Annotated in this window: 11 protein-coding genes; 5 read left to right on the forward strand and 6 right to left on the reverse strand. The window is 69.9% G+C overall.

The genetic code is table 11. The features are described from left to right. Nucleotides 1–201: 201 nt before the first annotated feature. Nucleotides 202–870: a FadR/GntR family transcriptional regulator gene (locus ACIQLD_RS00190; protein WP_402603682.1), complete on the forward strand. Its 669-nt coding sequence runs from the start codon at nucleotides 202–204 to the stop codon at nucleotides 868–870. After that, nucleotides 867–1,691, forward strand: coding sequence for an ABC transporter ATP-binding protein (locus ACIQLD_RS00195; RefSeq protein WP_402603684.1), 825 nt, complete (start codon nucleotides 867–869; stop codon nucleotides 1,689–1,691). The genes ACIQLD_RS00190 and ACIQLD_RS00195 overlap by 4 nt, the downstream gene beginning before the upstream one ends. Before the next feature lie 20 nt (nucleotides 1,692–1,711). On the opposite strand, the gene helR is transcribed toward ACIQLD_RS00195, so the two are convergent. From helR to ACIQLD_RS00210, 3 genes are all read right to left on the reverse strand, one after another. Continuing rightward, complete coding sequence (helR, locus tag ACIQLD_RS00200) at nucleotides 1,712–3,844, reverse strand: RNA polymerase recycling motor ATPase HelR (RefSeq protein WP_402603687.1); 2,133 nt, start codon at nucleotides 3,842–3,844, stop codon at nucleotides 1,712–1,714. A 115-nt stretch (nucleotides 3,845–3,959) separates the two neighbouring features. Continuing rightward, nucleotides 3,960–5,549: an amidohydrolase gene (locus ACIQLD_RS00205; protein WP_402603690.1), complete on the reverse strand. Its 1,590-nt coding sequence runs from the start codon at nucleotides 5,547–5,549 to the stop codon at nucleotides 3,960–3,962. Beyond that, entirely contained in the window at nucleotides 5,546–6,781 is a 1,236-nt protein-coding gene (locus ACIQLD_RS00210) for an MFS transporter (protein WP_402603692.1), read from the reverse strand. Before ACIQLD_RS00210 ends, ACIQLD_RS00205 begins: the two co-directional genes overlap by 4 nt. A 186-nt stretch (nucleotides 6,782–6,967) precedes the next feature. On the opposite strand from ACIQLD_RS00210, the gene ACIQLD_RS00215 reads away from it, so the two are divergent. From ACIQLD_RS00215 to ACIQLD_RS00225, 3 genes are all read left to right on the forward strand, one after another. Continuing rightward, a complete protein-coding gene (locus ACIQLD_RS00215) occupies nucleotides 6,968–7,612 on the forward strand; it encodes a TetR/AcrR family transcriptional regulator C-terminal domain-containing protein (RefSeq protein ID WP_402603695.1) in 645 nt (214 codons plus the stop codon). Nucleotides 7,613–7,651: 39 nt separating this feature from the next. Further along, entirely contained in the window at nucleotides 7,652–8,026 is a 375-nt protein-coding gene (locus tag ACIQLD_RS00220) for a DUF2255 family protein (RefSeq protein WP_402603697.1), read from the forward strand. A 288-nt stretch (nucleotides 8,027–8,314) separates the two neighbouring features. Then, nucleotides 8,315–8,698, forward strand: coding sequence for a hypothetical protein (locus ACIQLD_RS00225; protein ID WP_402603699.1), 384 nt, complete (start codon nucleotides 8,315–8,317; stop codon nucleotides 8,696–8,698). A 16-nt stretch (nucleotides 8,699–8,714) separates the two neighbouring features. Here the strand turns inward: ACIQLD_RS00225 and ACIQLD_RS00230 are convergent, their stop codons facing one another. The 3 genes from ACIQLD_RS00230 to ACIQLD_RS00240 are packed head-to-tail and all read right to left on the reverse strand — an operon-like array spanning nucleotide 8,715 to nucleotide 14,490. Continuing rightward, nucleotides 8,715–12,173: an error-prone DNA polymerase gene (locus ACIQLD_RS00230; RefSeq protein ID WP_402608465.1), complete on the reverse strand. Its 3,459-nt coding sequence runs from the start codon at nucleotides 12,171–12,173 to the stop codon at nucleotides 8,715–8,717. Next, nucleotides 12,173–13,711 (reverse strand): DNA polymerase Y family protein, encoded by a 1,539-nt coding sequence (locus ACIQLD_RS00235; protein WP_402603701.1) that lies wholly within the window; start codon nucleotides 13,709–13,711, stop codon nucleotides 12,173–12,175. The genes ACIQLD_RS00230 and ACIQLD_RS00235 overlap by 1 nt, the downstream gene beginning before the upstream one ends. Further along, nucleotides 13,708–14,490, reverse strand: a complete 783-nt coding sequence (locus ACIQLD_RS00240) for a hypothetical protein (RefSeq protein WP_402603704.1) — start codon at nucleotides 14,488–14,490, stop codon at nucleotides 13,708–13,710. Before ACIQLD_RS00240 ends, ACIQLD_RS00235 begins: the two co-directional genes overlap by 4 nt. Nucleotides 14,491–14,494 lie beyond the last annotated feature (4 nt).

Raw genomic sequence — 14,494 nt, forward strand, 5'->3', positions numbered from 1 at the left:
GTGTGGGGGAACGATGTCGGGGTCATGGCTGGTGCGGCGTCCTTCTACGGGAATCTGCGACCGGCACACGTTCGACTCCACGACGGGGAGCCGGTCCGGCTACGTCCCGCCGTGGCGGCGAAGAAGAAGGTGCTCTGATGAGAACATGGCTAGACTGTAACACAGCTCCTCAGACAAGTAGACGAGAGATTCGGAGATGCGATGGCCCAGGTGAGGCGAGAACCGCTGGCAGACCAGGCTGCCGAACTCCTACTGGAGCGGATCCGCGCCGGAGAATGGGCGCTGGGGGAGAAGCTCCCGGGTGAGACGACGCTGGCGCCGCAGCTCGGAGTCGGTCGTTCCACCGTGCGCGAGGCGATCCGTCAGCTCGCCGGGCGGGGGGTGCTGGCCTCGCGACAGGGCGCCGGCGTCTTCGTCACCGCGCTCGATGCCCCCGAGGACTGGGATGCGGTGCTGCGAAAAGCCGGCATCGTCGCGGTGATCGAAGCGCGCATCGCGATCGAGACCGAGGCCGCCGCGCTCGCCGCGGCACGGCGCACGCCCTCTGATCTGCGCGGCATCCGCCGCGCCCTGGCGGATCGCGATGCGCATCGGTCGGACATCGACAGCCACGTCGACGCCGACACCGCCTTCCACCGCGCGATCGTCGCCGCATCGCACAACTCCGTCCTCCTCGACCTGTTCGACAGCTTCACCCCACGGCTGCGCGCGGCCATGATCGAGATGCTCCGCATCCGACGGGAGTTCGGCGACGATGTCGACCATGACGCCCATGTCGCGCAGGTGGATGCGATCGCCGACCGCGACGAGCGCGCCGCCTCCGAGCGGAGCCGGGCACACCTCCTCACCCTGCGGGATGCGTTGGCATGATCGAGGAGGGGCGTCGCGAGAACCATGCGACCGAAGTGCTGGTGCTGAGAGGCGTCGATGTCGTCCGCAGCTCGCGCCAGATCCTGACCGGCGTCGACCTCACCGTCAGGACGGGGGAGCACTGGGCCCTCATCGGCCCCAACGGCGCGGGCAAGAGCACGATCCTGAGCATGTGCGGCGCTGAGGCGCACCCGACCAGAGGATCTGTGCACGTCCTGGGTCAGCAGCTCGGACGGGTCGAGATCCGACGGCTGCGGGAATCGATCGGACATGTGAATCCGCGTCATCCGCTGCGCTCGCCGCTGACGGTGCGACAGGTCGTCCTGACCGGCGCGACCGGGACGGCGGAGATGATGAACCGCTGGGAGCCCTCGCCGTCGATCATCGCGCGCGCTGATCACCTCATCGGGATGCTGGGCCTCGGCGCGCGTGAAGACGCCACCTGGCCGACCATGTCGCAGGGAGAGCGCGGCCGGGCGCTGATCGCGCGAGCACTGCTGCCCGACCCGGCGTTGCTGCTGCTCGACGAGCCCTCCACCGGCCTCGATGTCGCCGCAAGGGAGCAGTTCCTCGAGACCCTCGACTTGCTGCACGACGCGCAGCCCGATCTGGCGACAGTGCTCGTGACGCACCACCTCGAGGAGCTGCCCGGGTCGACCACGCATGCTGCCCTGGTCTCGAAGGGCGAGATCGTGGCGCGGGGGCTGGCGAAGGACATCCTCACGACCGACCTCGTGACCGAGGCGTTCGACTACCCCATTCGGATCGAGCACCGCGAAGAGCGATGGCAGGCCCGCGCCGGTCGGGTGCTCGTGGACTGACGGCGCGAGCCCGGGCGTGCTCACCGGAGCACGACGAGCTCCCGCGTCGACCGGGTCATCGACACGTAACGGTCCACGGCGCCGGTGATGTCATCACCGAACTGCTCGGGGCGCACCAGGACCACCAGGTCGAACTCCAGGCCCTTCGACCCCTCGGGAGTCAGAGATCGCACGCGTGCGCTCACAGGAAGGTCCGGGTCGCCGATCACGCACGCAACACCGTCCGGATGCTCATCGAGCCAGGTGCTCAGCAGGTGTGGGAGAGAAGCGGCGACGTCGTACCGCACCGGCATTCCACTCTCGCGTACCGACGTCGGCACATTCGCATCCGGGATCACGGCGAAGATCTCCGGAGCGGCTGCCTCCATCACCTCGGCCGGGGTCCGATAGTTCACACCCAGGTGGGTGATCCGGACATCGCGGAGACCGATGCGGGCGAGCCGCGTCTCCCAGCTCTCGGTGAAGCCGTGTCGCGCCTGTGCGCGGTCGCCCACGATCGTGAAGCTGCGGGAGGGGCAGCGGGCCACGAGCATCTGCCATTCCGCGTCCGTGAGTTCCTGCGCCTCATCGACGACGATGTGCCCGAACGGCCCTGCCAGCTCATCCGGTGTGAGCGGGGGCGGGGCGTCGACGCCGAGCAGAACGTTCCTCGCATCCTGTCCGCGCAGGATCGACATGACCTTCATCTCGCTGTCATCGTCTTCGATCAGGTGGTCGACGACGTGGGAGATCTGCTCCTGTGCCGAAGCGATCACGGCCTGGCGCCGGTGCTCCTCGCGGACGGCGTCGGGATCGCCGATGCGACGGCGTGCGGCGTCGAGGAGAGGGAGGTCGGCGACGGTCCAGCGCTCGGGGTCCTCGCGCTGCAGAATCGCGATCTCTCCGGGCGAGAGGCCCGCGGCGCAGTGCTGCAGGAACTCGGGCGAGCTCCACAGCCGAGCGACCACCGAGGTCGGTGACAGCAGCGGCCAGGCGCGCACGAACGTTCCGGTGAGCTCCTCGTCTTGACGCAGCCACCGTCGCACGATGTGGGCAGGCACGTCATCGTCATGGACCTGGTCGCTCAGCAGCTCGAGGATCTCCTCCCACACCTCGTCGCGCGCCTCGTTGTGCGAGACGGCCGGGTCGGCACCGGAGAACAGCTCGGCCCATTCCTCGCGGCTCATCCAGAGGTCGGCCCATGGCGACTCGACACGCGTGGCGTGCTGCGGAGGACGCTCGAACCATGTCGTCGCCGCCTCGAGCATCGCGACGGGATCGAGCGAGGCCTTCAGCTGCGTCACCCGCGCATCCCGCTCGTCCACGGCCGCTGCTCCCTCCGGCACCAGGTCACGCAGCGTCGACAATCGGACGGCGTCTTCACCGAGGCTGGGCAGCACATCCTCGACGTACGCGAGGTACTGCGGATGCGGTCCCACCAGCAACATGCCGCCCGCGCTCTGCGTGAGTCGCGGCTCGGCATACAGCAGGTGCGCCGCGCGGTGCAGCGCCACGACGGTCTTTCCCGTGCCGGGTCCACCATCGACGACCAGTGCGCCGGGGGAAGACGCGCGGATGATCGCGTCCTGGTCGGCCTGGATCGTCGCCAGCACGTCTCGCATGCGCGACGTGCGATGGGCGCCGAGACTGGCGATGAAGGCGGATTGGTCGTCGAGCGAGGCCGCGCCGTTGAATGCGGCGTCGGTCAATGCCTCATCCCAGTAGTCTCTGATCCGTCCGTCGACCCACCGATATCGACGTCGGGACAGGAGCCCGCGCGGATCCTCCATGGTCGCCGCGAAGTACGGTTCTGCCGCCGGGGTGCGCCAATCGATGAGCAGCCGGGTGCCGTCGGCGGCGGCCAGGCCCGTGCGGCCGATGTACACGGGGTCGCCGTGTTCCGGAGTCATCCGACCGAGGCAGATGTCGATGCCGTAGCGCTCGAGCACGCGGAGCCGTCCGCTCAGGCGACGTATCTCGAGGTCGCGTTCCACGGCCGCGTCTCCGAACCGGGCGGAACGCTGACGGACCTCGGCCAGACGTGAGGTCACGGCGGCACGGTGCGCCTCGAGGGCGTCGTCGATCCTGCGGAGGTGATCGCGGTCGGCGTCGATGAGTTCTGCCGTCGACTTCGCGCGCAGATCGTCGGGGAGATGGAAGGGGTCGAAAGGCATGGATCTCCTTCACGCTCGCGCGCAGTTCGCACGAGCGAGGGTCGATTCTGCCCCACGGTGGGGGCCTTGCGGCAAGCCCCCACCTCGGCGATATCCTGGAAATGCAGACGGAGAGCTACATCTCGTGCACCGCGCGGCCCGCGATCACGGTCCGCACCACCCGGGTCGTCAGCAGTGCAGAGGGATCCCCCTCGAACGGGTCGACATCGAGAACGACGAAGTCGGCCGCATATCCGGCAGCGATACGGCCGCGCCAGTCCCCGTCGCCGATCGATGCCGCGGCATCCCGAGTGGCATGCGCGATCGCACGCTCCAGGGGGAGCGCCTGCTCGGGATGGATCGCCGGAACGCCCGGAGCCAGAGCCGAAGCGCGGGTGGCCGCGACGTACATGTTCGCCATGGCGTCATGCGGCGCGGTCGGCGCGTCGGTGGAGAAGGCGAGGAGTGCACCCGCGTCGTCGTACTCCGACCAGGCGAACGCGCGGTCGGCCCGTTCGTCTCCGACCTGTGCCGCCCAGTTGGAGAAGATCGCGGGATCGGCGTGCACGGGCTGCATCGACGCCGTCACCTCGAGCCGTGCCATCCGCTCCGCGGTGCCCGGCGCCGCGTACTCGAGGTGCTCGATGCGGTGCCGACGCGGGCGGTCGCCGTTCACCGCGACGGCGTGCTCGATCGCATCGAGGGCGAGCGTGCTCGCGGCGTCGCCGATGGCGTGCATCGCGATCTGCAGTCCTGCGGCGTCCGCCGCGGCGACGACCGGCAACAGGCGTTCCGCGGGCCAGATCGGCGCGGCGTTCGACCCGTCGGCGTAGGGGGCCCGCATGGCGGCCGTGCACGCGTCGATCGTGCCGTCGAGAACGAGCTTGATCCCGAGCACTCGTACCCCCGCCGTCGTCGTCGACGCGTGGTCTGCGGCCTGCGTGACCTGTGCGAGGTTCGCGGCATCGTCTCCGGTGTTCACGATGAACCAGTGCGCGGCGATGCGCAGCGGCAGGCGGCCGTGAGCGGCCGCCCGGCCGAGGGCGGCGAGCCCGAGCTCGTCGAAAGCCATGTCGACGGCTCCGGTCACGCCGGCGGCGAGGTACGCGGAGACGACCCGCTCGATCGCAGCATCGCGCTGGGCGTCGGTGGTCGTGGCATCGCGGTGCGCCCAGGCGTGCAGCTGCGCGGCGGTCTCGTAGAGCATCCCGGTCGGGTCGCCCCCCGCGTCGCGGGCGATGCGCCCGCCGATGGGGTCGGGGGTGTCGCGGGTGATTCCGAGCTCGATGAGCGCGGCCGTGTTCACCCAGCACGAGTGATAGTCGTTCGCGTCGAGGTAGACCGGGACGTCGGAGACGACCGCATCGATCATGGCCGCGGTCGGCTCGCCGTCGGGGATCGCATCGAACAGCCATCCGCGTCCGCGGAGCACGCCGGGTGCCGTGTCGCGCGCGGCGCGGAGCCGGCTTTGGATCTCCTCGAGAGAGGAGGCATCAGTGAGCCCCACCTGCCCGAGCGCTTCGCCCATCATGAGCAGGTGGGTGTGCGCGTCGGTGAACCCGGGGAGCACGACGCTGCCGTGGAGATCGACGACCTCGTCAGCGGACGGCGCCGTTTCCTCGGTGCCGACATGCACGAACGTGTCGCCGTCGACCACGAGCGCCTCGCTCCATCGGGATTCATCCCCGGTGAAGATGCGGCCGTTGCGGTAGAGGGTGCGGGTCATTCGTCGACCTCCTGTGCGGTCATGCGTTCGAGACGGGTGGAGATGAGGGCGATCGCCCCTGTGGGCACGGCCAGGACGAAGCTCGCGATGCCGAGTGCCACCGCGAATCCCTGATAACCCAGAGCGCCGACGAGGGCGGCGCCGATGACCGGGGTGAGCGCCGAGCCGACCAGGTAGACGGCGAGCAGGGGCCCCGACCAGCGCCCGTCGGCATCCAGTGCCGCCGACGTCGACACGAAGTACATGAACGCGATGGCGTAGACGGAGTTCCAGGTGATGAACACCACGATGAAGGCGGTGGGATCGGTCACGAACCCCTCGACGATCTTGAGCACGCCTCCGGCGACCAGCAGGACGACCAGGGGTACCGCGCGCCCGAACCGAGCCCCGACGATCATCAGCAGAAGCGAGCCGAGGAGTCCGCCGGCCGTCGCGCCGCTGAGTGCGATGCCGAGTCCCTCGGGCGTCAGACCGGCCTGTTCTGCGCCCATGACGCCCGCCATCGCCCAGAGGGAGTCTTCGCTCGCCGCCCACAGGGCGAACACGAGGAGGAGTCCGAAGCCGGCGATCGTGACCGTTCGTGAACGGGCGGGGGAGGTGCGCACAGTGCCGGTCGGAGGAACCTCGATGGGCATCGCCTCGGCGACGGCCGCCCCCGCCTGCGGGGCGATCACCGGTGCGGCCGGGAGCCACGCGGAGGCGATCAGCCCGATCAGGCTGAACAGCGCCAGCGCGCCGAAGACGTCGAGAGGGGCGAGGCCGATCAGGGGGATGACGGCGAGCACCACCGTGATGACTCCCCGGTTCGCGAGCCCGTTGAAGCCGGCGACCCGGTCGGGGTTGCGGAAAGCGGCGAGCGCCGCGCCCGATGCGGCGACCGCGCCACCCGCTCCGGCGCCACCGAGGAGCAGCCCGGGAAGCATGGCGGCCGGTGCGAGGGCCGCGGTCGCGAAGCCCACGACGGCGAGGCCGAGCCCGGTGCGCGCGACGGTGCGGCGATGCGCTCCGGCGCACAGCGGGGCGATCGCCAAGCCGGTCACCGCAGTGAGCAGCAGGGTCGCCGTGACGAGCCAGCTGGCGGTGAGGACGTCGAGGCCGAGTCCCGTCTGCGCGGCGGTGATCATGTACGGCGACAGATTGACGCCCAGGTATCCCGCGATCCCGATGACGAAGGTCGCCGTCGCCGTCGGGAAGCGGAGGGGGATTCTGGTGCGGAGATCGAGAGTGGTCATGGGGCTCCAGGGAGTCGGCACGGCATTGTACGCGGAGAGGGAGACAGCGGACGTGCGGCGGGTGGGGCACGACGTCGTAAACGAATGGTGTTCGTAAACGAATGGTGTTCATTATTATGCACAGGAGAGGGTTCGCACGGAACCCCCAGATCTCACGTCCGGTCTTCCGGAGAAAGCGAGCCCCCGATGCCGAGGCCTTCCTCTCCGCTGCTGTCCCCGGCGATCATCGGCTCAGCGGGCCTCGCGCTCGCGAGAGCCGGTGAGCCGTTCGGGGTGAACGCCATCGCCCGCGAGCTCGGCGTGCGCCCGTCATCGCTCTACAACCACGTCGACGGCATGGACGGAATCCTCGAACTGATGCGCGGAGAGCTCGTGGAGGGATACCGCGTCGAGTGGCACGGTGAGCGCTGGGACGAGTTCGTGCTCGCAGTGCTGCGCACGCAGCGCCGGATGTACGCGGATCACCCCCAGCTCGTGCCGCTGCTCGTGGGGAAGACGATCACGAACCCGGCGGTCATCGCCGCATACGACGATCTCGCATCCGTGCTCGTCGACGGAGGCTTCCCCGACGATGAGGTGCTCTCGGTGATCGCCGTCATCGACGCCTTCGCGATCGGCTTCGGTCTCGATCTCGCCTCTCCCGATGAGGTCTGGCAGCCGGGTGAGGCCACGCGCACCCTGGGGCGTCTCATCGACGGTGCGGAGCGGGGGAGTGCGCGGTCCGATCGCATGTTCGAGCTCGGGGTCGGCCTCCTCCTCGACTCGCTGCGTGCACGTCTCATCGGCACTCGATCCGTGACCGATCGTGGGGTCCGAGCGGATCTGACGTAGCATGCACTCTGCTGCATCCGCCGATCCCGAGGAGGACTCATGACGACCTGGAACCCTGACGAGCTCGGCCGCATCGCCGAGCCGGAGATGTTCGATCTCTCCGCGCAGCTCGAGGACGGGACGATGCCGAAGACCGTGGGGATCTGGGCTGTCGCGGTCGACGGGCGCCTGTTCGTCCGCTCCTACACGGGTCTTGCGGGCAAGTGGTACGCCCCGGCCCTGGCCAGCCTGCGCGGACGTGTGTCCGCGGGTGGCGTCACGAAGGATGTCCGCTTCGAGCGGGTCGGCGATGAGGCGATCAACGCCGCGATCGATGCCGAGTACCTCCGCAAGTACACGCCGAGTCCGTACGCGCCCGAGATGGGCCAGGAGCCGGTGCGTTCGAACACGCTCGAGGTCATCCCGCTCGACTGATCGCGTCGCGGTGCGGTGCATCGTCCGGGGAGATTGGCCCTCTCGATGACCCGCCCCAGACGGTGTCGTCGAGAGGGCTCACCGCCCTTCCCGGACGGTGGGGGAGGCGGCGAAGATCTCGCTGCGCTCACGGCTGATTCCCCAGTCCATCAGCCTCGTAGCCCCCGCTACGGAGAGCAGAATATCGCTTAATCGTCTTGTCCGCCATTTGGGGGACAAAGAAATTTGCGAAAGTTGCCCGCGGCGACTCCCTGTTGTCTTCCTGACGGGCTTCTCTAGGGTGGACTCATGGACAGATTGCTCGTGCTCACCGCTCAGGTCGCCATCGCCCACGGCCACCGCATCGAGGTGACAGAGCAGGTCGATCCGCTCACCGACGAACCGGTGATCCTCGCCCTCGTCGACCTCGACACCGGCATCCGGTATCGACGCGCAGAAGACCCGAGCGGCGACTTCTCCCGTTGGATCGGGCGCGTCCTGCGGTGCACCGTGACCATGGGCGGTGCCGGTGCGCACACGTCGCTGCTCGTCGATCCCATCGGGCCCGGTCCGACCGGCGCCAAGGTTGCTCTCCGCGAGGCCGACGCCGCCGCGGACGCCGCGAAGGCCGAGGCGGACCGCTGGGGTGGGGCTGATCGTCCTCCCGTCGAGGAGCCCGAGCGCTTCTGGTGAGTCGGGGCTGCCGTCCTCAGTGGAAATCCCTGGACCGATGTGTGAGACCGGTGCGCAGATCCTCGAACCCATCGGCGAGGACGTTGACCACGCCCTCCGCCGAGCGCTCCAGGATGCCGCGGATGATGAGCGCCGGTGACTCCCTGGCGATGCGGCGGTAGCGGTTCCAGACTCCGGCCGAGCAGACGACGTTCACCAGACCGCTCTCGTCCTCGAGATTCACGAAGGTGATCCCGGCGGCCGTCGCCGGCCGCTGACGGTGGGTGACGAGACCGGCGACCTCGATGCGTCGGCCGACCTCATGTCCCTGCAGATCGACCGCTGTCAGAACTCCGCGCGCGCAGAGCTCTTCGCGGAAGTGTGTCATCGGATGATCGTCGGTCGACACGCCGGTCGCCCACAGGTCGGCCGAGAGGCGCTCGTAACTGGTCTGGTCGGCGAACAGGGGCGGTTGCACGGCGACCGTCGTCCCCGGGAGGAAACGGGAACGATCGTCCGCCGCGGCGCCGGCCATCCAGATGGCCTCTCGGCGCTCCAGGCCCAGACAGTCGAAGGCGCCGGCGGTGGCGAGAGCCTCCAACTGCGCGGCGGTGGCATCCGTCCGTCGCACCAGATCGTTCAGGTCCCGGTACGGGCCGTTCGCCTCGCGTTCGGCGACGATCCTCTCGGCCATCGGCACGCCGATCCCGCGGATGCCGCCGAGCCCCAGCCGTACCGCGAACTCCCCGTCCCGGCGATGCGCGGCCGACTCATCCGGAGCCTCTCGGTCGAAGCGGGGGACCAAGGGCTGAGGGACGGCGAGGCACTCGTCCCGCCCGGTCGGCCCGTTCCTCGCGGAACCCGCGAGCGGTTCCAGGGTCTCCGTCGAACCGGAGATGTGCAGATCGGGGCGGTGCACCTCGACCCCGTGCCGTCGCGCGTCAGCGGTGAGCGTCGCCGCAGAGTAGAAGCCCATGGGCTGCGAGCGCAGCAATCCGGCGAGGAACGCGGCGGGGTAGTGCAGCTTCAGCCAGGAGCTGGCGTAGACGAGCAGGGCGAACGACAGGGAGTGCGACTCGGCGAATCCGAAGTTCGAGAACGCCTGGATCTGCGCGTAGATGCGATCGGCCGCCTCGTCGACGAGTCCGCGCCGCGCCATCCCCGCATACAGCTTGTCCCTGACCTTCTCGATCTTCTCCAGGCCGCGCTTGGAGCCCATGGCCCTGCGCAGCAGGTCCGCCTCATCGGCCGTGCAGTCGCCGATCGCCGTCGCCATCTGGATGAGCTGCTCCTGGAAGATCGGGATGCCCAGCGTGCGCTTGAGGATGTCCTCCAGATCGCTGTGCGGGTAGGGGATCGGGAACTCCACCGGATCCTCCCCGCGAGCCGCCCGCTCCCGGTTCTCCTCGTCGACGCGGTCCTTCGCCATCTTGCGGCGTACGAACGGATGCACAGCACCGCCCTGGATGGGCCCGGGGCGGATGAGCGCGATCTGGATGGCGAGATCGTAGAAGCACCGCGGCTGCAGACGGGGGAGCAGCCCGATCTGCGCACGGGACTCCACCTGGAAGACCCCGATCGAATCCGCGCGGCAGAGCATGTCGTAGACCCCCGCCTCCTCCTTGGGGATGGTCTCGAGCCGCCATTCCTCCCCGGTGGTCTCCCGGATCAGGTCGAAGCAGTGCTGGAGGGCGGCGAGCATCCCGAGGCCCAGCAGATCGAACTTCACCAGCCCCATGAAGGCGGAGTCGTCCTTGTCCCACTGGATGACCGTGCGGTTCTCCATGCGGGCGTGCTCCACGGGGACGACCTCGCCGACCGGCCGCGCGGTGAGCACCATGCCGCCGGAATGAATGCCGAGATGGCGCGGAGCCTTCAGCAGCTCACCGGCATAGGCGAGCACGTTCTCGGGGATGTCGTGCCCCTCGACGGGTTCCAGCCCGGTGCCCCAGCCGTCGACCTGGCGGGACCACGCATCCTGCTGACCGGGGGAATGCCCGAGTGCTCTGGCCATGTCGCGCACCGCGTTCTTCGGGCGGTACTGGATGACGTTCGCCACCTGGGCCGCTCGCTCCCTGCCGTACTCCCGGTACACCCACTGGATGATCTCCTCGCGGCGGTCGGAGTCGAAGTCCACATCGATGTCGGGCTCTTCCGTGCGGGTGGTCGCGAGGAACCTCTCGAAGGGCAGGCGGTAGAGGATCGGATCGACCGCGGTGATCCCCAGCAGGTAGCAGACCGCGCTCGCCGCAGCCGACCCCCGACCCTGGCAGAGGATGCCGAGCCTGCGCGCCTCCGTGACGATCCCGTGCACGATCAGGAAGTACCCGGGGAAGTCCTTCTCCTCGATCACGTCGAGCTCGCGCGCGATCCGGTGGCGCCCGTCGTCGTCGAGCCGCGGGTACTTCGACGGCACGGCCTCCCAGACCAGATGCCGCAGCCAGCTCATGGGCGTGTGCCCTTCCGGCACCTTCTGCTGCGGCAGCGCCGGGCGGGCGAGGCGCAGGGGGAAGGCGGACGCCGCGGCCAGCTCGAGCCCGTACGAGATCGCTCCGGGGTAGCGCTGGAAGCGCGCCGACATCTCGGCTCCGCTGCGCAGGTGCGCACCACCGTGGGAGGGCAGCCACCCGTCGAGCTCGTCCATGCTGCGCACCGCGCGGACCGCGGCCACGGCCTCGGCGAGCGGTGCCTGTGCGGGGGTGGCGTAGTGCACGTTGTTGGTCGCGACCACCGGCAGCCGCATCCGTCGGGCGAGCTCGGCGAGGGTGTCGTTGCGGCGGGTGTCGAGGGGGTCTCCGTGGTCGAAGAGCTCGACGGCGACATGCTCGCTCCCGAACAGGTCGACCAGCGACCGCAACGGGTGGGCGGCGTCTCCGGCTTCGAGCCCGCGGCGCACGGCGCCCTTCCGGCAGCCGGTCAGGATCGTCCAGTGCCCGTCCGCACGTGCGGCGAGGTCGTCGAGGTCGTACACCGGGCGCCCCTTCTCGCCGCCGCGCAGCTGCGCCGCCGTGATCGCCCCCGAGAGCCGGTGATATCCCTCCATCCCTCGGGCGAGGACCAGCAGATGCTCGCCGGCAGGATCGGCGGAACCCCGTTGCGGTGCAGGAAGGTCGAGTGACAGCTCGGCGCCGAACACCGTCTGCAGGGGGCTCTGCATGAGGTCGGCCGACTCGGCGAAGCGCGCGGCACCGTAGAAGCCGTCGTGGTCGGTGAGGGCGAGTGCGGTCAGGCCCAGGCGCTCGGCCTCGGCGAGGAGGTCTTCGGGAGAGGAGGCCCCGTCGAGGAACGAGTACGACGAATGCGCGTGCAGCTCGGCGTAGGGGACCGCGTCCTCCGGGCGGGTGACGGCGGGGGGAGGGGTGCGCTTGCGACGACGGCTCACCGGTCCGGGATCGGTCCGCTGCCCCCGCGGCTCGGCACCCGGTGGAGCCGACTCCTCGCCGCTGAGGGTGCGCTCCAGCTCGTTCCAGGACAGGGGCGGGTTGTGCCAGCCCATCAGCGGTACCGCCCCTCGGCCCACCAGCGCTCGCCGGTGTGGAAGACCAGCCACGCGCGATCGTGATCGTCGACGATCTGGAGCCGGTGTCCTCGCTTTCCCCCGCTCGACGTCCAGCGACGTTCGTGCACCGGCCAGGGGCCGGCCCACGCCTGCACGGCCGCTCCGTCGATGCGGGCGGGATCGTTCGAGAGCGCCCCGCGTTCGTCGATGCGGATCTCGGTCTCATCCGCGGCGAGCACGCCGATGGGGCGCGGGGGCAGGAAGACCTCGGCGGGCAGCGGATCGGGAAGGCTCCCTGGCCAGGGGGAGTCGGGGTCGCGCGGGGGGACCGCGCGCTCTCCCCAGGGCGTCAGCACCTGGCGGTCGGCGAGCCAGCGCCCGCCCGCGACGGCAGCGGTGACCACGCCCTGATGGCCCAGCATGGTCTGCACGCGGGAGACCGCATGATGCAGTCGCTCATCGGTGCCGGAACCGAAGAGGCCGGGCTGGTGATGCGCGGCATCGTCGACGGCGCCGGGGACGATGCGCACCGCCATGATGCCCCCGAACGCCCGTGCCTCGTCGACGGGATCCTTCGCGGACTGCGCGGCCAGAGCCTCCAGCTGCCAGCGCACCCGGTCGACGAGGTCGGAGGCATCGAAGCAGGTCGGATGCAGCCAAGACCGGGAGAAGACCACGCCGTTGTCGTCGGTCAGGTCTATCCGCACCTCTGTGCAGACGAGCGAGGCGTCGCCGAGGGCGAGCATCACCGCGTCCGCCGTCTGACGCACCGCGAAGGCCACCTGATCCGTTCCACCCAGCGGGGAGTCGAACTCGATGCCGCGTACCAGTTCCGGGTCGGGCGGGCGCGGGGTCAGCGGACGGGAGTCGGCGCCCGCTGCGAGTGCGTGCAGGCGCGCGCCGTGCTCGCCGAAGCGGTCGCGCACGTCGAGCGGGGCGAGGGCGGTGAACTCGCCGAGGGTGCGTATTCCGAGCCGGACGAGGAGGCCGGTGATCTGTTCATCGCGCAGCACCTGCACGGGGTAGGGTGCCAGGAACTCCCGGGAGCCTCCCGGTGGCACCACCGTGCAGGGCGCGGGGCCCCGTGCGGCGATCTCGGCGGTGAACGGACCGTCGGCGACACCGATGCGCACCTCGGGGAACCCGGCCTCCGCCAAGACGGCGGTGAGCGCGGTAGCGGCCTCTGCCTCCCCTCCGTGATAGCGGGAGATGCTCCGAGCGCGGAGGATCGCGAGCCCCGGCCGCAGCAGTGTGACCCCGGGGGCGTGCTTCTCGATCAGCTGCAGCACCGGCAGGAAGGCGCGTTCGTCCCTCTCGGGATCATGGGGGAGCACCCGCAGCGACGAGAGATGCCCCTGTGCGACGCGGCGACGCTGGCCGGTGCGCACACCGTGTTCGCGGGCGGAGGCGGTGCATGCGACGATGATGTTCGCCTGCACCAGGGCTGTGGGCGGATGTGGGGGCGCGCTGCCGAGGACGGCCCGCATCGGCCAATCGGGGAACCACAGCACGAGCACGCGGAGCGGGCTGTTCATCCCGCCTCCGCCCAGTGCAGGAGCTCCGGCGGTGCGGACTCGCCGGGAACGACGATCTCCGGGGAGAAAGCAGGCAGTGCGGTCAGTTCGGCCGTGACGGGCTCGATGGCACCGTGCCCTCCCGGCAGCTGCACGCGCACGCTCGACGGGCGAGGGCTGTGCCGTGTCCGGGCCGTCACGGTGACCGTGCAGTCGGAGAGCAGCCCCCAGCCGGCGCCGAGGCCGTGCCAACGCGGATCGTGAAGGCGTATCGTGCCCTCGCTCTGCGGCCAGCGTTCGGCGCCGGGTGATTCGGTGACCAGGAGTGTGCATCCCCTGTCGCGCAGGCGCGCGCTCAGTCGGGAGACGTCGGCGTCTCGAGCTCGTGAGCCGGGGGCCACGACGATCAGCGGCACGACTTCGGCCAGGGCCGAGGTCGCCGCGAGCCAGCGGTCTCCGGGCGAGGGTACGAGGATCAGCCGCGCGAGGTCGATGCCGAATGCGGCGGCCGCTTCGACGCCGAGGGTCGGCATCCCGATCACGGCGCACCAGAGCCCCTTCTGCGACGCCGCGCTGAGCAGTGCGAGTACGAGACTCGGGGAGGGAGAGACGGTGTAGGAGGTGCCGGTCTGCAGTCCTTCCTCCGGGAAGAGGTCGGTGAGGGCCGGGTCGAGGGGGAGCAGTGCATGCTCGCTGCGTCGCCGCTGCATCCGACTGATCTCGCGGCGCAGTCGCAGCACTTCTCCTGCGCGGGAATCGCCCGCCGGAGAGAGCGAGGCGATTGCATCGAGCCCGATCACCCTG

It is taken from the genome of Microbacterium sp. NPDC091662 (assembly GCF_044756705.1).
Classification (GTDB): Bacteria; Actinomycetota; Actinomycetes; order Actinomycetales; family Microbacteriaceae; genus Microbacterium.